18 protein-coding genes are annotated in these 17,147 nt (G+C 61.6%); 8 read left to right on the top strand and 10 right to left on the bottom strand.

Features of this window, described 5'->3' with window-relative positions:
* Nucleotides 1-24: 24 nt before the first annotated feature.
* The 6 genes from Q355_RS0109395 to leuC all read right to left on the bottom strand — a co-directional run bounded on the left by Q355_RS0109395 (nucleotide 25) and on the right by leuC (nucleotide 4,809).
* On the bottom strand, nucleotides 25-774 hold the full coding sequence (locus Q355_RS0109395; protein WP_027877573.1) for an SDR family NAD(P)-dependent oxidoreductase: 750 nt from the start codon (nucleotides 772-774) through the stop codon (nucleotides 25-27).
* A gap of 87 nt (nucleotides 775-861) precedes the next feature.
* A complete protein-coding gene (gene leuB, locus Q355_RS0109390; protein WP_027877572.1) occupies nucleotides 862-1,914 on the bottom strand; it encodes a 3-isopropylmalate dehydrogenase in 1,053 nt (350 codons plus the stop codon).
* A 41-nt stretch (nucleotides 1,915-1,955) separates the two neighbouring features.
* Complete coding sequence (gene leuD / locus Q355_RS0109385) at nucleotides 1,956-2,561, bottom strand: 3-isopropylmalate dehydratase small subunit (RefSeq protein WP_027877571.1); 606 nt, start codon at nucleotides 2,559-2,561, stop codon at nucleotides 1,956-1,958.
* Nucleotides 2,562-2,765, bottom strand: a complete 204-nt coding sequence (locus tag Q355_RS0109380) for a hypothetical protein (RefSeq protein WP_245597543.1) — start codon at nucleotides 2,763-2,765, stop codon at nucleotides 2,562-2,564.
* 18 nt (nucleotides 2,766-2,783) lie between these two features.
* A complete protein-coding gene (locus Q355_RS0109375; protein ID WP_027877569.1) occupies nucleotides 2,784-3,353 on the bottom strand; it encodes a Uma2 family endonuclease in 570 nt (189 codons plus the stop codon).
* A 34-nt stretch (nucleotides 3,354-3,387) separates the two neighbouring features.
* A complete protein-coding gene (leuC, locus tag Q355_RS0109370) occupies nucleotides 3,388-4,809 on the bottom strand; it encodes a 3-isopropylmalate dehydratase large subunit (RefSeq protein ID WP_027877568.1) in 1,422 nt (473 codons plus the stop codon).
* Between the two features lie 258 nt (nucleotides 4,810-5,067).
* On the opposite strand from leuC, the gene Q355_RS0109365 reads away from it, so the two are divergent.
* Both Q355_RS0109365 and miaB read left to right on the top strand, forming a co-directional pair.
* Entirely contained in the window at nucleotides 5,068-5,865 is a 798-nt protein-coding gene (locus tag Q355_RS0109365; protein WP_027877567.1) for a phosphotransferase enzyme family protein, read from the top strand.
* A gap of 68 nt (nucleotides 5,866-5,933) precedes the next feature.
* Nucleotides 5,934-7,256, top strand: a complete 1,323-nt coding sequence (miaB, locus tag Q355_RS0109360) for a tRNA (N6-isopentenyl adenosine(37)-C2)-methylthiotransferase MiaB (RefSeq protein WP_027877566.1) — start codon at nucleotides 5,934-5,936, stop codon at nucleotides 7,254-7,256.
* Nucleotides 7,257-7,512: 256 nt separating this feature from the next.
* Here miaB and Q355_RS0109355 read toward each other — a convergent pair whose 3' ends face one another.
* Nucleotides 7,513-8,301: an alpha/beta fold hydrolase gene (locus Q355_RS0109355; protein ID WP_027877565.1), complete on the bottom strand. Its 789-nt coding sequence runs from the start codon at nucleotides 8,299-8,301 to the stop codon at nucleotides 7,513-7,515.
* Nucleotides 8,302-8,550: 249 nt separating this feature from the next.
* On the opposite strand from Q355_RS0109355, the gene Q355_RS0109350 reads away from it, so the two are divergent.
* The 4 genes from Q355_RS0109350 to Q355_RS0109335 all read left to right on the top strand — a co-directional run bounded on the left by Q355_RS0109350 (nucleotide 8,551) and on the right by Q355_RS0109335 (nucleotide 11,607).
* A complete protein-coding gene (locus Q355_RS0109350) occupies nucleotides 8,551-9,438 on the top strand; it encodes an FAD-dependent oxidoreductase (RefSeq protein WP_027877564.1) in 888 nt (295 codons plus the stop codon).
* 13 nt (nucleotides 9,439-9,451) lie between these two features.
* Nucleotides 9,452-10,285, top strand: coding sequence for a thymidylate synthase (locus Q355_RS0109345; protein WP_027877563.1), 834 nt, complete (start codon nucleotides 9,452-9,454; stop codon nucleotides 10,283-10,285).
* 1 nt (nucleotide 10,286) lies between these two features.
* Nucleotides 10,287-10,775, top strand: coding sequence for a dihydrofolate reductase (locus Q355_RS0109340; RefSeq protein WP_027877562.1), 489 nt, complete (start codon nucleotides 10,287-10,289; stop codon nucleotides 10,773-10,775).
* 61 nt (nucleotides 10,776-10,836) lie between these two features.
* Nucleotides 10,837-11,607: an SDR family NAD(P)-dependent oxidoreductase gene (locus tag Q355_RS0109335; RefSeq protein ID WP_027877561.1), complete on the top strand. Its 771-nt coding sequence runs from the start codon at nucleotides 10,837-10,839 to the stop codon at nucleotides 11,605-11,607.
* 42 nt (nucleotides 11,608-11,649) lie between these two features.
* Here the strand turns inward: Q355_RS0109335 and Q355_RS0109330 are convergent, their stop codons facing one another.
* On the bottom strand, nucleotides 11,650-13,860 hold the full coding sequence (locus tag Q355_RS0109330; protein ID WP_027877560.1) for an ATP-dependent Clp protease ATP-binding subunit: 2,211 nt from the start codon (nucleotides 13,858-13,860) through the stop codon (nucleotides 11,650-11,652).
* A 264-nt stretch (nucleotides 13,861-14,124) separates the two neighbouring features.
* Nucleotides 14,125-14,673 carry a Uma2 family endonuclease gene (locus tag Q355_RS0109325; RefSeq protein WP_027877559.1) on the bottom strand — a complete coding sequence of 183 codons (549 nt, stop codon included), beginning with the start codon at nucleotides 14,671-14,673 and terminating at the stop codon, nucleotides 14,125-14,127.
* Between the two features lie 341 nt (nucleotides 14,674-15,014).
* Here Q355_RS0109325 and Q355_RS0109320 point away from each other — a divergent pair, with 341 nt between their 5' ends.
* Together Q355_RS0109320 and Q355_RS0109315 are read left to right on the top strand one after the other, a co-directional pair.
* A complete protein-coding gene (locus tag Q355_RS0109320) occupies nucleotides 15,015-16,541 on the top strand; it encodes a glycine--tRNA ligase (protein ID WP_027877558.1) in 1,527 nt (508 codons plus the stop codon).
* Nucleotides 16,541-16,804 carry a thioredoxin domain-containing protein gene (locus Q355_RS0109315; RefSeq protein WP_027877557.1) on the top strand — a complete coding sequence of 88 codons (264 nt, stop codon included), beginning with the start codon at nucleotides 16,541-16,543 and terminating at the stop codon, nucleotides 16,802-16,804. Before Q355_RS0109320 ends, Q355_RS0109315 begins: the two co-directional genes overlap by 1 nt.
* A gap of 44 nt (nucleotides 16,805-16,848) precedes the next feature.
* On the opposite strand, the gene Q355_RS17005 is transcribed toward Q355_RS0109315, so the two are convergent.
* The coding region (locus Q355_RS17005; RefSeq protein ID WP_027875880.1) for a transposase at nucleotides 16,849-17,147 on the bottom strand (299 nt) is incomplete at its 5' end.

Here is a 17,147-nt window from a genome sequence, read left to right as displayed (position 1 = left end):
ACCGATGGAGAAAAAGCTTGTCTGTTATGCGCTGTCCGCAACCGTGGCTATCTTACCGTGAAATTTGCGTGGGTCGCCCTCGAGGAGGCGCACCAGGGCCTTAGCCGACTGCTCGGGGGTGAGGATGCGTCCCTGGCTCTGGTATCCGCGGAACAGGGGCCGCAGGGTCTCGCTGGCGCTTCCCTGAGCCTCGCGAAGCTGCCGCTGCATCTCGGTTTCTACAATGCCGGGCCGGTAGGTGAAGCAGGTAACCTCGGGGGCTTCTATTGCCAGTTGCCGGGCCAGGTGTTCCTCGGCAGCTTTGGCGATGGCATAGATGCCCATGCCGGGTATGTTGTGCTCGGCCACACCGGAACCCAGGAAGACCGCGACGCTGCCCGGCTGCTTTATCAGGTGGGGGTAGGCAAAGCGGGCCAGCTGGTAGCCGCCCTTGACGTTGGACTCCATGACTTCGTCGTACTGGACCTCGATAAGCTCGTAGGCCAGTGGGCCCGCATTCAAAACGCCGGCGTTGTGGATAAAGCCCACAAAGTTGCCCAGTCGCAAGGCCTCCTGTACCAACGCCTCGGCCACGGCGCTATCGGCAGCGCTTCCCGCCACCGACTCGCAGCGCACACCCAGGCCGCGTACCTCGTCCCGCACGAACTCGAGGGCCTTCGGGTTGCGGGCCCCGATGACCAGGTTGGCCCCGGCTCTGGCCAGCTCGAGGGCCAAGGCTTCACCAATGCCCCGGCTGGCTCCCGTAATGATGAAGGTCTGTCCTTTTAGCTTCATACTCCTTGTATACGCTTTATTCTCCCAAATCGCCAGGGTCAATTGCGGAAAGAGGTAGTGGTTGCTAAGCGCCCGCCGGGCCTGGTTTCAGGCTGCTACCTTTTGCAGCGCCTCGACGACCTGCTGGGTGAAGGTCTGTGTGCTGGCCGTACCGCCTAAGTCGGGCGTGGGGTTGGTGGAGAGGGCTAGCGTAACGGCTTCCTCGACCTGCCGGGCCACCTCGGGGCGGCCCAGCACATGGGTCAGCAACATGGCCGCCGAAAGGATGGCCGCCGTGGGGTTGGCGATGCCCTTGCCAGCAATATCGGGGGCGGAGCCGTGGACGGGTTCGAACAGGGGGGTTTTTTCGCCCAGGCTGGCCGAGGGCAGGAGGCCCAGCGAGCCGGGCAGTACGCTGGCCAGGTCGGAGAGGATGTCACCAAAGATGTTGCCCGTTACCACCACATCGAAGCGGCTGGGCCGGGTGACCAGGTGCATGGCCATGGCGTCCACGTACTGGTGCTCGAGGGCCACGTCGGGGTAGTGCTGGTGCACCTCGTCCACGGTCTTGCGCCAGAACTCGCCCACCTCGAGCACGTTGGCCTTGTCCACGCTGCACACCTGGCCCCGCCGTTTGCGGGCGGCTTCGAAGGCCACTTTAGCGATGCGCTCCACTTCAGGTTTGCTGTAGCGCTCGGTGTTCCAGCCCTCGGCCTCGCTCATGCCGCGCGGCTCGCCGAAGTAAATCCCACCGGTCAGCTCGCGGATGACCAGCACATCCACCCCTCGGGCGATCTCGGGCTTGAGGGGGGAGAGGTGCTCGAGGCCGGGCAGCACCTTAGCTGGACGCAGGTTGGCGTACAGGCCGTGGGCTTTGCGCAAGGCCAGCAAGCCGGTTTCGGCCCGCAGGTGGCGGGCTACGTTGTCCCACTTAGGCCCGCCGATGGCCCCCAGCAGGATGGCGTCGGCAGCCAGGCAGCCTTTCTGGGTCACCTCGGGAAAGGGCTCCCCATAGGCGTCAATGGCGTTGCCACCAAAGGGAAAAGCCTCGAACTCGAGGTTCAAGCCGTAGACCTGGTCGGCAGCCTTCAAAACATCTACGGCGGCATAGGTTACTTCGGGGCCGATGCCGTCACCGGGAAGTAGTGCAATTTTGGGCATGGTTCTCCTTATTAGCCCCTTCTCCTCTTGGGAGAGGGAAACTATTGACGGGTGGCTTTGGGTAGCCGGGCCGCGGCTTGTTCGATCAGCTCCCCCGCTTCCAGCAGGTCGGCGATGGGATCCCAGCGGCCTTCTACCAGGGCTTTTTGTGCGGTAGCGGGCAAACTGACCTTGAAAGAGACGTTGGCGTAGCGCACCTCGAGGTTTTCTACATCCACGGTGACCTCGAGGCTGGGGTCTTGTTCGATGGCCTGCGCCAGCCGCTCGATATCAGCCTTTGGGGCAGTGACACAAGGCATCGAAAGGGCCGTAGCGTTGCCAAAGAAAATCTCGGCAAAACTCTCGCCCACCAGAGCACGGAAACCAGCGCGATAGATGGCCTGGGGCGAGTGCTCGCGGCTGCTGCCACAGCCAAAGTTGGCCCCCACCAGCATGATGGTGGCCCCTTTGAAGCGGGGGTCATTCAAGGGGTGGGGTTTTTCTGAACCGTCGGGGTTGAAGCGCTCGTCGTAAAAGAGCGCCTCGCCCAGCCCGTCAAAAGTGACTACCTTCAAGTACCGTGCCGGCGTGATGCGGTCGGTGTCGATGTCGTTGCCGGGGATATGTACGGCCCTTCCCTGCACCTGCTTGATTGGTTCTAAAGCCATTTACTTGCCCTCCTTATCTCTGAAAAAGCCCAGGATGTTCCAGACCCCGATGATGGCCGCCGCAGCGCACAGGGCAAACCCCAGCACAAAAACCATCCAACTTAAGAGGGGGTTGGTTTGCAGGTTGCCGAGCCAGAGCCCCAGCGTAGCGATGGACAGCAGCACCGAGGCTGCCACCAGTGCCACCCCTCGTACCAACTGCATCGTTCCCACAACCAAACCTCACGCCGACAGGGGTTTTCCCAGAACCTCGTCCACCCCGATTTCTACACCACCCAGGCTTTCAAGCTGGATGCGCTCGCCGCGCCCGTAAGCCTGGATATGCGTATAGGCACCCCCAGCAGGATGGCGGTACACCCAGACCCGCTCGCCGCCTAGATCCGCTACCCAGACCTCGGGCACACCCTGCCGGGCGTATTTAGGCACCTTGACCTCCTGATCGGTTTTGAGCGAAGACTCGGCCACCTCGATGAGCAGTAGCACATCCTCTGCACTGAAATGCTGGCCTTCGTAATAATCCGGCCTCGGTCGCAACAAAAAAACATCGGGCATCAGCTCATCACCACCCACCACCAGCGGCTGCTGGCTCTCGAGCTGGGCTGTCTCTGCCAGGCGTTTGCCCAACACCCGAACCAGCCGGCTCACACAATCCTTGTGGCGAATGCCCACCGGACTCATCTCGACAATCTCTCCATTGATCAGTTCAAACCGCCCATCTTGTAGCAGACCGACCTCGCCCAGGCGATGGTACTCCTGCAAACTCCACTTCTTGGTACTGAGATCTGAGACCATATAAATAGCCTAGCACCGAACAAACACCCTGGCGCTAAGTGCCCACCAGGGCTTCGCCAAACACCTCCCGGGCATCGCTGATGCGGCCCGTCACCGCTGCCGCCACCACCATCACCGGCGACATCAACACGGTGCGCCCGGTGGCGCTGCCCTGACGCCCTTTAAAGTTGCGGTTGGAGCTGCTGGCGCACAGCTCGTCCCCCACCAGCTTGTCGGGGTTCATGGCCAGGCACATCGAACAGCCCGCGCCGCGCCACTCAAACCCGGCCTGGCGGAAGATTTCGGCGATGCCCTCCTCCTCGCACTGCTTAGCCACTTGCTGCGAACCCGGCACCGCAATGGCCCGTACCCCTGGGGCCACCTTGCGGCCCTTGAGGTATTTGGCGGCCTCGCGGAAGTCAGAGATGCGCCCGTTGGTGCAGCTTCCCAAAAAGGCCACGTCCACCTTGACCCCCTTGATGGGCTGGCCCGGCTTCAGTTTCATGTGCTTGAGGGCCTCTTCCAGCGCGGCCCGCTCGGTCTCGGGGTAGAGGGCTGGGTCGGGCACCCGCTCGGTGATGGCGCAGCCCTGGCCGGGGTTGATGCCCCAGGTTACGGTGGGGGCGATGTCCTCGGCCCGGATGTTGACCACGTCGTCGTAGTGGGCGTCGGGGTCGGAGGCCAGGGCCTTCCAGCGCTGTACCGCTTCGTCCCAGGCCGCACCCTTAGGGGCATAGAGGCGGCCTTTGAGGTAGTCGAAGGTGGTCTGGTCGGGATTCACATAGCCGATGCGGGCCCCGCCCTCGATGCTCATGTTGCAGACCGTCATGCGCTCTTCCATGCTGAAGTTATCGAATACGCTGCCGCCATACTCGTAGGCATAGCCGATGCCCCCGTTTACGCCCAGCACTTTGATAATGTGCAGAATCACGTCCTTGGCGTAGACCCCTGGGCGAAGCTGGCCCTCTACGTTGATGCGCCGCACCTTGAGCTTGCTGACGGCCATGGTCTGGGTGGCCAGCACATCGCGCACCTGGGTGGTGCCAATGCCGAAGGCAATCGCTCCAAAAGCCCCGTGGGTTGAGGTGTGGGAGTCGCCGCAGGCAATGGTCATGCCGGGCTGGGTGATGCCGTTTTCGGGGCCAATTACGTGCACGATGCCTTGCAGCCCCGAGTTCACGTCGAAGAAGGTGATGCCAAACTCCTGCACGTTTTTGCGAAGCTGGCGGATCATCTCGTCGGCTTGTGGGTCTTCGAAGGGCTCGAGCAGGGAGTGGGTGGGCACGATGTGGTCTACGGTGGCAAAGGTGCGCTCGGGGAAGCGCACCTTGAGGCCCAGGTCGCGCAGCATACCGAAGGCCTGGGGGCTGGTGACCTCGTGGATCAGGTGGGTGTCAATGAAAAGCTGGGTCTGCCCGTTGGGCAGGGTGCGAATGGCGTGGCTCTCCCAAACTTTCTCGTACAAACTTTTGCCCATGGAAGCTCTCTCCTTTTTTGTGCGCCTCAAAAAACCCCAGCGGCTTTAGCCCTGGGGTCGTGCGGTACAGCAACTAGACCCCTGAAGCGGGGCTTAGTAGGGGCTGCTTTACCCGAGTCGGCATCGCCCAAAGTATAAAGTTTGGTATACCAAACGTCAAGCGATTGGGCCAGGGCTCAAAAGCCAGCTACCAAAATATGACCACTGTTTGGTTCTGCTGTTTGGAGGTGCGCGGGCAAATGGGTATGCTGTGAATTGATGTTGCTGATGCGGCTGGGACAGGGGCGCGAGGCCGAGGTGTTTGCCTGGGCCGACGGCTACGTGCTCAAACTGTTCTGGCCGGAGTTTTCGCAAGAGGATGCCGAGCTAGAAGCCCGCCTTACCCAGCAGGTCTGGCTTCTGGGAGTGCCATCACCCAGGGTGGAGGATGTGCTCGAGTTCGAGGGGCGGTGGGGGCTGGTGCTCGAGTGGATTCGGGGGGTTCCCCTGACCGAATACATCCAGGCCAATCCCGACCGACTGCGCTTTGCTGCCCAGATGCTGGGGGCCTTGCACCGCCAGCTGCACAGCAAGGCTGCCGGACACCTGCCTTCCCAGCGGCTGCACCTTATTCAGCGAATCCAGGCCTGTCGGCTGCCAGAGGCTCAGCGGGAGGCTTTGCTGCAACACCTGGAGCAGTTGCCCGACGGAAGCGTGCTCTGCCACGGCGACTTCCACCCCGAAAACGTACTGCTGGGGGAGCAGGGTGTGTTTGTGGTGGACTGGCCCAATGTGACGCGGGGCAACCCTATGGCCGACATCGCTCGAACCACCCTGCTGATGCTATACAGCGAGCTTCCGCATGACCTGCCTGCACGCGAAGAGATTATGCACCAGCGTCAGTATTTTTACCAAACCTACCTCGAGCACTACCAAAACTTTTCCGGGCTCGACATGGCCCAGCTTCGCGCTTGGATGCCAATTGTGGCCGCCGCGCGCCTGCGGGAGAACATCCCCCACGAGGAGCCCCGGCTGATGCGGCTGATTCAGGAAGGTTTGCAGGAACGTTCGGCATAGCCCCTGTCATTTGCTACACTGATACCTTGCGGAGCCCCGGAATCCCTCCGGTCGGCCCAGAGGTCTGCATGAAAACAAACATCATCACCTACGGCTGCCAGATGAACGAATACGATACCCACCTCGTGCGAAGCGAGCTGGTCTCGCTGGGCGCGGAGTTTGTGGACACCTGGCGGGAAGCCGACTTTGTGCTGGTCAACACCTGTGCGGTGCGGGGCAAGCCTGTCGAAAAGGTGCGCTCCCTCTTGGGCGAACTGCGTAAAGAAAAAGAGAAGCGCCCCCTCTTGGTCGGCATGATGGGCTGCCTGGCCCAGCTCGAGGAGGGCCAGCAGATGGCCCGCAAGTTCGAGGTGGACGTACTCCTGGGTCCTGGCGCCCTGACCGAAATCGGTAAAGCCCTGGAAGCCAAAAGCCGCTTCTGGGATCTTAGCTTCCGCGAGGAGCTGACCCACCACCTGCCCCCTGCCCCCCAAGGGGCCCTATCGGCCTTTGTGAGCATCATCCGGGGCTGCAACCACCACTGCACCTACTGCATCGTACCCACCACCCGCGGGCCTGAGGTGAGCCGCCACCCCGACCTGATCCTGCGCGAGGTGGAGCAGCTCAAGGCCAGCGGAGTGCTCGAGGTCACCCTGCTGGGCCAGAACGTCAACTCCTACGGCAAAGACCAGCCGGGCTTCCCCAGCTTCGCCGAGCTGTTGCGCTTGGTGGCCCAGGTAGGGATTCCCCGCATAAAGTTCACCACCAGCCACCCGGTCAACTTCACCGACGACGTGATCGCCGCCATGGCCGAAACCCCCGCGGTGTGCCGCTACATCCACCTGCCGGTGCAGTCGGGTTCCAACCGGGTGCTGCGCCGCATGGGGCGGGAGTACCGGCGGGAATGGTACCTCGACCGCATCCGGGCCATCCGAGAGGCCATGCCGGACGTGGTGCTCTCCACCGACATCATCGTGGGCTTCCCCGGCGAGACCGAGGAAGACTTCCAGGAGACCCTTTCGCTCTACGACGAGGTGCGCTACGACAGCGCCTACATGTTCATCTACTCCCCCCGCCCCGGAACCCCCAGCTACAAGCACTTCCAGGATCTGCCCCGCGAGGTCAAGGTCGAGCGGCTGCAGCGCCTGATTGAGAAGCAAAAGGACTGGAGCTATCGGCAGAACCAGCGCTGGGTGGGCCAGACCGTAGAGGTGCTGGTGCGCGGGGTAGCCAAAGACGATAGCTTTGCCGAAGGCCACACCCGCGGCAACCACCCCACCCTGGTGCCCGCGGCCCAGGCCCCCCGTCCCGGCCTGTACCTGGTTCGGGTGCAGCAGGCCACCCCGCACATGCTCTTGGGTGAGGTGGTGGGGGCCCAAACGCCCGCTACCATCCCGCTCTTGATGGCTTAAGCGTTCGGCGCGTTGGTAGCAATCTGCAATCAAGAAATCGGTACACACGTGAGACTTCTAAAGCACTCTTCATAATCATTGAGCTCTTTACCAACTTGATGGCTGTGTCCTGCACAGCACAGTGGCCTCCCGGAGGGGAGGCCACGTCTGTGAAGAGCGCGATAAACAAGCCGCCCCACAGTAAATCCCGCTACTCAACAAACTTACTTCGAAAGCCTTGGGGCTGCAACAGGCAAGTTTGAGAAAATCCGCCGAATCATTTTTCTAAAAATTGCACAACCTGACTCACAAAGACCTCCGGTGCCGTGTGCATGGCGACATGCTGCTGCCCGGGCAGAATTACCACCTGTGCGTTCGGCAGTGTGTCGGCTATACCATTAGCGTGCTCAAGCTCGCGGTGCGGGCTGTTGCTGCCTACCATCAGAAGAGTTGGCGTCTGCATACTCCTGAATCGTTCGGGCTCGAAGGTATAGCCCTGCTCCGTCCTAATCTCACGAGGTATGGTGGGCGCATTCCCTAGCCGTACAGCCCATGCGTCTCGCTGGGAACGCAAGAGCTCGATTTCCTCGGGCGGCATCTTGACCACATCGTGATACATGGCCACCAACATACCCTCCACGTCTCCGGCCTTGAGCAATTCTTCGAGCCGCTCGACGATGCCAGGTGTGTAAAGCTCCGCTCCGCGGAGAGGTACCCCCTCGTAGAGAACCAGCCGGCGGAGATTTGCTGTAAGCAAGGCGGCTTCAATCGCGCAGAGGCCGCCGTAGGAGTGTCCGATTACATTGACGGGCTCGGCAATGGAATCAACGACTGTGGCTATGTCTTCGGCTTCACGCTGAAGCTCATATGGGGGTATATCCCCACTGCCCCCGCGGCCACGCCGATCCATAGCGTAAACTGTGAAGCGCTGCTCGAGCTCTAGTAGAACGAATCTCCAAGTAGTCGTATGATCCGCGGCTGCGCCGTGGATCAGCAGGAGTGGCGGCCCGTTGCCACCTCGCCAGAACGCGATCAGGGTACCGTCTCTGGAGGTGATCGTTTGCACAGATGCCTCCTTTCCGCATCAGCTCACCTCCCTGGTGAGGCGGGGAGGAAGCCAACCTGTCCAGCTACCGACTAAACTGCAAAGGTATTCAATACAACCGTCTACCTGTATAAAAAAGTTCACAAACCGAGTGGATGGTTTACATGAGTAGTAAGACAATAGCTTCCACTACATTCTAGAGCTCATCAAGTTCCACGGCAAGGGCATCCTGGATGACTAGGCGGTGCTCCATGCGTCAAAATTGAGGGTGTGAGGGGAGCCCAGATTATCATCGTCGGGGCCGGCATCGCCGGTCTGTGTACCGCCCGGATGCTGTGCGAATCGGGAAAAGAGGTGCTGGTGGTGGCCCGCACGCTGGGCGAGGCCAGCCGGGTGCCGGATGCTCTGTTGAACCCGGTGCGGGGCAAGCGTGGAACGGTCGCGCCCGAGGCGGAGGAGGCCCTGGCCGCCATCTGGGACTTTTATCCGTCCTTTGTACCGCTGCGCCAGGGCATTTTGCGGCCTGTGCCCGAAAGCGATAGGCCGGTCTGGCGGGAAAAGCTACAGGGCCGCCGGGTTCCCCACCAGTGGTTGGAGGAGGGGCTTTACCTGGAAACGGCGGGCTGGCTCGAGACCACCCCCCTGCTGCATCGCCTGGCCGAGGGGCTCAACATCGTTTTTGCCGAGGTTAAGCGGCTTGAAGAAAATACCCTGTGGCTCGAGGATGGGCGCAGGCTAGCCAGCAAGGTGCTGGTCTACGCTGGTGGTGCGAGCGGGGCGCACCTGGTGGGGCTGGGTGGGCGCTTCACGGCGGGCTCGGTGCTCGTGACCCAGGAACACTTCAAGCAGGCCCGCTCGTATGGGGTGTATGTGGCCGGGCACAGCCTGGGGGGCAGCTACCTGCCCCATCAAGACCGGTATTGGCCCCACCAGACCCAGTCCCATGAAATTGACTGGCTGCTCGCCGAGGCGCAAAAGCTGCTGGGCTACCGGCCTGCCTTTACTTCCACCTGGGCGGGGGTGCGCTACCGGCTGGACAGGGACTATCTCAAGGAGATTCCCGGCGGCTTTGCCCTCACCGGCTTTGGCTCGGCGGCGTATTTTTATGCCCCCCTGTACGCCCAGCGCCTCCTCAAACGACTTGGCGGCAAATCCTGATACACTATCCGCCATGAAGCAGTACCACGAACTGATGCGCCATGTGCTCGAGCACGGGGTAGACAAATCCGACCGTACCGGGGTGGGAACCCGCTCGGTTTTTGGCTACCAGATGCGCTTCGACCTGGGACGATCCCTTTCAGGACTCGCTGGCGCTCGTGCACCAGACCAGGGCTTTCCGCTGGTTACTACCAAGAAGGTGCACTGGAAAAGCGTGGTCTACGAGCTTCTGTGGTTCTTGCGGGGCGAGACCAACATCCGCTATCTGCGCGAGAACGGGGTGACCATCTGGGACGAGTGGGCCGACCCAGAAGGCGAGCTGGGGCCCATATACGGCAAGCAGTGGCGAAGCTGGGAAGGCGCAGACGGCCAGACCATAGACCAGTTGGCCTGGGTGGTAGAGGAGATCAAACGCAACCCCGACTCCCGCCGCCTGGTGGTGAGTGCCTGGAACGTGGCCGACCTGCCCAAGATGGCCCTGGCCCCCTGCCACATCCTGTTTCAGTTTTATGTGGCCCAGGGGCGGCTTTCCTGCCAGCTTTACCAGCGCAGCGCCGACATTTTTCTGGGGGTGCCCTTCAACATCGCCTCCTACGCCCTCTTGACCCTGATGGTGGCCCAGGTTACGGGCTTGCAGCCGGGCGAGTTCATTCACACCCTGGGCGACGCCCACCTCTACCACAACCACTTCGAACAGGCCCGCTTGCAGCTTTCCCGCGAGCCCCGGCCTTTGCCCACGGTGCGGCTCAACCCTGCCGTGCGGGATTTATTCGCCTTCACCTACGACGACATCGAGCTTGTGGGCTACCACCCCCACCCGCGCATTTCCGCCCCGGTAGCGGTTTAGCATGGCCCAGAAGATTGCTCTGGTAGTGGCCATGGACAAGAACCGGGCTATTGGCCGGGCCGGGGCGCTGCCCTGGCACCTGCCGGACGATCTGAAGCATTTCAAGGCCCTCACGCTGGGCAAGACGGTGTTAATGGGCCGCAAAACCTTCCAGAGCATCGGTCGCCCGCTGCCCAAGCGCCGCAATGTGGTGTTGACTAAAGACCCCAGCTTCGGGGCGGAAGGCGTCGAAGTTGTCCACTCTCTCGATGATGCGCTTCTATTGGATGAAGAGATTATGGTGATTGGCGGGGGAGAGGTCTACGCCCTGTTTTTGCCCCTGGCCACCCACCTGCACCTGACCCTGGTGGACACCGCCATCCCCGATGCCGATACTTTTTTCCCAGAGTGGAACCCGGCCGAGTGGCGCGAAACCCATCGGGAGTTCCACCCCGCCGACGAACGCCACCTTTTTGCCTTCAGCTTTGTGGACCTCGAGCGCATTCGGTAAGCGCGTCGGGTGCGCTACCGATAGCGATTACCGGCCTCGTGCTTCGTGCCATAATCAACCTATGGCGAAAGTTGCTCTGATTACCGGGGCGGCCCAGGGCATTGGCAAGCGGACTGCCCAGGTGCTGGCCGAGCGCGGCTATAGCCTGGTTTTGAACGATCTGCACGGCCTCCAGCAAACCATTGCCAGCCTGCCCGCCCAAACAGAGGTGCTGCAAGCTGTGGCCGACGTGTCCGACGAGGCCCAGGTGCTCCAGATGGTGACCAGGGTCTTGGAGCGCTTTGGGCGGCTGGATGTGCTGGTGAACAACGCCGGGATAAGCCTTATTAAACCTGCCGAGGCCACCTCGAGCGCCGAGTGGAAGCGGGTCATGGATGTGAACCTGTTTGGCCCTTTTTTGCTGTGCCGCGAGTTTGGCAAGGTTATGCTGGCGCAGGGTAAGGGCAGCATTGTGAACGTAGCGAGCGTGGCGGGCCTTCTGGGTATCGCGGATCGGGTCGCCTACAATGCCAGCAAGCACGGCTTGATTGGCCTTACCCGTACCCTGGCGGCGGAATGGGGCGGTAGGGGGGTGCGGGTAAACGCAGTCTGCCCAGGCTGGGTCAAAACCGAGATGGACGAGAAAGACATGGGCAGCGGGGCCTATACCGATGCCGACATCGAAAACCGAGTTCCTATGGCGCGTTTTGCCAGACCCGATGATATTGCCCAGGCCATTGCTTTTCTGGCCGATGAGCAGCAGAGCGCTTTTGTAAACGGCCATACCCTCAGTGTGGATGGGGGCTGGGTGGCCGATGGTAGCTGGGAAAGCCTGCGGCTCAAAAAGCGCTGAAAAAACCTCCCCGCTATGGGGGAGGTACGGGTTAGGGCTTCCTTATACCAGGCCCAGGCTCAGCTCTTCTTCCTCGAAGGCGATTTCACCGTCTTTGAGGGTGACGAAGAGGGTTCGGCCAGGGCGCGAGAGGAGCTCGAGCGAGAGGGGGTCTTCGATTTTCTCGCGGATCAGATTGCGCAGGATGCGGGTGCTGCCCTGTTTGGGGGCCTGCCCGACCAGCCAGGAGGCCACCGAGGGGTCGAAGCGAACCACTTTTTCGCGGGACTCGAGCTCTTTGGCGATGTCCTCGAGCATAATCTGCGCCACCTGCACCAGCTCGGACTCGCTCAGGTTGCGGAAGCGGATCACCTCGTCGAGGCGGTCGAGGAACTCCGGTGTAAAGATGGCCTTGAGGGGGCTCTCGGTGTCCACCTCGCGGCTGGTGAAGCCGATAGCTGGCCCCACGTTGAAGCCGGTATTGGAGGTCATGATCAAGATGACCCGGCGGAAGTCCACCGTGCGGCCCAGGCCATCGGTGAGGCGGCCCTCGTCGAGCACCTGCAAGAAGGTGTTGTAGATGTCGGGGTGGGCTTTCTCGATCTCGTCCAGGAGCACCACGCTGAAAGGCTGGCGGCGTACCGCCTCGGTCAGGCGGCCCCCCTGCTCGTAGCCCACATAGCCCGGCGGGGCCCCAATCAGCTTGGAGATGGAGTGGGGCTCCTGGAACTCGCTCATGTCAAAGCGGATGAGCGCCCGCTCCGAGCCGAAGAGCACCTCGGCTAAGGCCTTGGCCAGGTGGGTTTTGCCCACGCCCGAGGAACCCACAAACAGGAAGCTGGCCGCAACGCGGGTGCGCCCACCCAGCCCCACCCGGCTGCGCCGGAGGGCTGCAGCCAGGGCCTCGACGGCTTCTTTCTGGCCGATGACCCGCTTGTTGAGCTCTTCCTCCAGGCCAAACAGCTTGCTGTCGTCCTTGTCGTCTACGTACACGCCGCCCCAGGAGTCCACCACGCTTTCGATGTCCTCGCGGGCGACCAGGGGTGTGCCGTCTTCATCCACCGCGACCGGCAGACCCAGGGAGTCGTTGAGGCGCACCCGGCTGGCGGCCTCGTCGATTAGGTCGATGGCCTTATCGGGGAAGTTGCGCCCCGGCAGGCTGCGAATCCCAATCTTGACCGACAGACCCAGGATTTCGTCGGGGATGACCACCCCGTGGTGGGCCTCGTAGCGGGGGCGCAGGCCCTTCAGGATCTCCAGGGTCTCCTCGGGGCTGGGCTCGAGCACAATCACCGGCTGGAAGCGGCGCTCGAGGGCGGCGTCTTTTTCTATGTAGCGGTGGTACTCGCCGGTGGTGGTGGCGCCGATGACCTGAATCTCGCCCCGGCTTAAAGGGGGCTTGAGGATGTTGGCGGCGTCCAGGGTGCCCTCGGCCCCGCCTGCCCCAATCAGGGTGTGCAGCTCGTCAATAAACGCCACCACTTTGGCGTTTTTGAGCTCCTCGATAATCTGGCGCAGGCGTTCCTCGAACTCGCCCCGGTACTTGGTGCCGGCCACCACCCCGGCCAGATCTACCGAGACGATGCGGGCCCCCCGCAGCACCGGCGGCACCCGGCCTTCCACAATGGCCTGGGCCAGCCCTTCCACAATTGCCGTCTTGCCCACGCCGGGGTCGCCTACCAGCACGGGGTTGTTCTTGGTGCGGCGGGCCAGAATCTGGATGACCCGGTTGATCTCCTCGGCCCGGCCAATAACGGGATCGAGCTTGCCCTCGCGGGCTTCGCGGGTCAGGTCGCGGCCGTATTCGTCCAGGAATGGGGTAGCGACCGTTTTCTCTTTGGTTTGCTCACCGGCCTGCGACAGCACCCGCCAGCGGATGGTGTCCACATCCTTGGCGTAGTGGGTCATGATGCGGTAGGCGATACCATCGCCCTCGCGGATGATGCCCAGCAAGATGTGCTCGGTGCCGATGACCTGGCTGGACATGTTGCGGGCCTCGGCCCCGGCCAGCTCCATCACCCGCCGGGCGCGGGGCGTAATGGCGGGCGGCTCGCCGGTGCGGCTGCCCTCACCCCGCCCCACCAGCTCCTCGACCATGCGCCGCATGGCCTCGAGGCTGGCCCCATACTCCATCAGGATGCGCGCGGCTGTACCCCCTTCGCGCATCAGGCCCAGTAGCAGGTGCTCGGGCCCAATCATGCTATGGCCCAGTCGGCTCCCTTCCTCCCTGGCATAGTGAAATACCAACCTGGCGCGGTCGTCGTACCTGTTCAAGCGCGAACCTCCTGGTGTGTCGTACAAGCATTCATAGCGCCGCTTTCTTCCTACCTCAATATTACAGTATGACGGACTTACGCTGGGTGTTTGCGCCACACGTTACTAAGCGTTGCTGACCTTTAGTCTGAGTCTAAAGAAAAGATTAGCCCATCTGCAAATCATGCCTCAGGGGCATCGAACCTTTGGGCACCAAGCCCGCTGGCGGGTTGTTGCGGCCTTGCGCTGTTGGGAACAGGAAGGGCTGAAAAGCCCCTGTGGGCGCTACCCCAGACGGGAATAGATGTCCTCGAGCGCAATCTCCAGGTCTACGCAGGGCAGCTTTAATGTACCGCTCTCGAATCTCTCGTAGAACCAGCCCCCCTCCACCCGCCGGAACACCTCGGCCCGGATGGTGTCCTGCTCGAGCAAAACGTACATTTGCAGGCTCGGGATGGTCTGGTAGTTGAGCCACTTTTCACCCCGGTCTATTTCGGCTGTGCGATCCGATAAGACTTCCACAATCAGGCAAGGCTTTTTGACCACGCGCAGGTCCTCTTCGGGTTGGCAATAGACCATGACGTCGGGATAGTACAGGGCATCTCCGGCTTGGACAATGGTATCGGCAATTGCCACCAGACAGCTTGTTTGTTGAGCCTTGTTCTCAATCAAGCTACCCAGCCGAACCGCGATGCGGTTGTGGCGGCGAGTCCCACCGGCCATCAAAAAAATTTGGCCCTGGACGTACTCGTGCTTAGCATTCGAACCAGCCTCAAAGTGGAGGAACTCCTCAAGCGAGTGGACGATTTTTACCGGGGGCTCCTGCCGTGGCATCACTTACAGGATAGCAAAATCCTTGATGGTAAAGGGCCTGTGTGTTACGCTTATAACCAGCGTTGAACCGCAGGAGTAACCCGGCGTTCCGCTCCAGCGAGCCTGGGAGGGTGTGAGCCAGGCAGCCAAGAACCGGGTGAAGGGCGGCGGAGCAAGCCTCAACGCAGCTCAAAGGGCCTCGAGCACTCCGGGTGAACAGGGGCATAAGTCCTCTGTACCCAAGGGGATCGCCCCTCGAGGAACTGGGGTGGAACCGCGGAAGCCTCAACTTTCGTCCCCAGGCATTCGTGCCGGGGGCTTTTTGTTGTACGGCACGGGTCAATACACACGGAGGGAAACGTATGCCTGCCGAAACGATGGAAGAACTGGTGAGCCTGTGCAAGCGCCGGGGGTTTATCTTCCCTGGGTCGGATATCTACGGGGGTCTTCAGGGAACCTACGACTATGGCCCCCTGGGGGTCGAACTCAAGAACAACCTCAAAGCGGCCTGGTGGCGGGCCAACGTCTACGAGCGCGACGATATGGAAGGCCTGGATGCCAGCATCCTGACCCATCGGCTGGTGCTGTTCTACTCCGGCCACGAGGCTACTTTTTCTGACCCTCTGGTGGATAACCGCATCTCCAAGAAACGCTACCGCCTGGATCACCTGCTCAAAGAACAAAAACCAGGCGTACTGGAAGCCCTGTTTCAGGCTATGGGCCTGCACGATAGCGACAACCTGGCGGCCCTGGTCGCGCGGCTGCTGGCCGAGCCCGAGAAGGCCGCCCTGGCCATGCACACCGCCCGGGTGATCGACCCTGCCGATGGTGCGCCGGGTGACTGGACACCCCCGCGGCCTTTCAACATGATGTTCAAGACCCAGATTGGCCCCGTAGCCGACGAAGATTCCTACGGCTACCTGCGCCCCGAAACGGCCCAGGGTATCTTCATTAATTTCAAGAACGTGCTAGACGCCACCAGCCGCCGCCTGCCCTTTGGGGTGGCCCAGATTGGCAAGGCTTTCCGCAACGAGATTACCCCGCGCAACTTCATCTTCCGGGTGCGCGAGTTCGAGCAGATGGAGATCGAGTATTTCGTCAAGCCCGGCACCGATGAAGAGTGGCACCAGCGCTGGCTCGAGGCTCGTCTGGCCTGGTGGGAGGCCCAGGGCATCCCCCGCGAGCAGATTCGGGTGCTGGACGTGCCCAAGGAAGACCTCTCGCACTACTCCAAGCGCACCTTCGACCTGATGTACAACTTTCCCACCCTGGGCTTCGAGGAAATTGAGGGCATTGCCAACCGCTCCGACTACGACCTGGGCAGCCACACCAAGGGCCAGGCCGAGCTAAAGATCCAGGCCCGGGTGCTGGAAAACCACGACTCCACCGCAAAACTGGCGGTGCAGGATCCCGACACCAAAGAGTGGTTCGTGCCCTTCGTAATCGAGCCCTCGGCGGGGGTAGACCGGGGGGTGCTGGCGGTTTTGTCGGAGGCCTATACCAGGGAGACGCTGGACAATGGCGAGGAACGCATTGTGCTGAAGCTAAAGCCGCACCTGGCCCCCATCAAGGTGGCGGTGATTCCGCTGGCCAAAAACAAAGAGGAGATCACCCGCTATGCCCGCCGCCTCAAGGCCGATTTGCAGGCCCTGGGCTTTGGCCGGGTGCTCTACGAGGACACCGGCAACATTGGCAAGGCCTACCGCCGCCACGACGAGGTGGGGACGCCTTTCTGCGTGACGGTAGACTACGACACCATCGGGAAAAGCCAGGACGGCAGCACCACCCTGCAGGACACCGTAACGGTGCGCGACCGCGACACCATGCAGCAGGAGCGGGTGGCGGTGAAGGAACTGCCGCAGTACCTGCTCGAGCGTCTGAAAAGCTAATGCGCCTGGCTATCTGTACCGGCTGCCAGGCCCGGGAGGGCGAAAAGCACTTTGCGGGCTGGCTCGAGCTGCTCCAATCGCGCCTGGGGATAGGCTACTTTGGCGGGGAGGGCAAGGGGATAGAAGTGGAGTTTGCAACGTGTCTATCGCATTGTGAGCAGGGCTTTGCGGCAGCGGTCGAAGATGAAGTGCTGGTGCTGCAAACAGCAGAGGACTTTGCAGCGTTGCTGGAACGGCTCGAGCGGTTGGCCTCGGTTGGGTAGTAAACCATTCACAAACGGTGCCTAAGAGACTGTCTTAAAACCGTCTAGGAAGCCAATCTTCTGACCATAAGTCGGATCATCGCCGTGTAGATAAAGGTTTCTGAGGTTTCGGGCAGGAACTCGTAGTCCCGATTGAGCCTACGATTGAAACTTAGCCAGGCAAAGGTGCGCTCCACTACCCACCTCCTGGGGATGACCACAAAGCCACGATGCCCTCGGGTCTTCTTGAGTAGCTCCTCGGCTAAGTCATCAGGGATGGGTTTTTCATCGGGCCACCAGATACCGCGAAAGTTGGCATCGGGTCGCTGCATGACCTGCACCGTCCAGCCTAAAGTTCGCCTGA

This window comes from Meiothermus cerbereus DSM 11376, assembly GCF_000620065.1.
GTDB classification, from domain to species: domain Bacteria; phylum Deinococcota; class Deinococci; order Deinococcales; family Thermaceae; genus Meiothermus; species Meiothermus cerbereus.
This window is presented reverse-complemented; position numbering and strand designations above follow the sequence as displayed.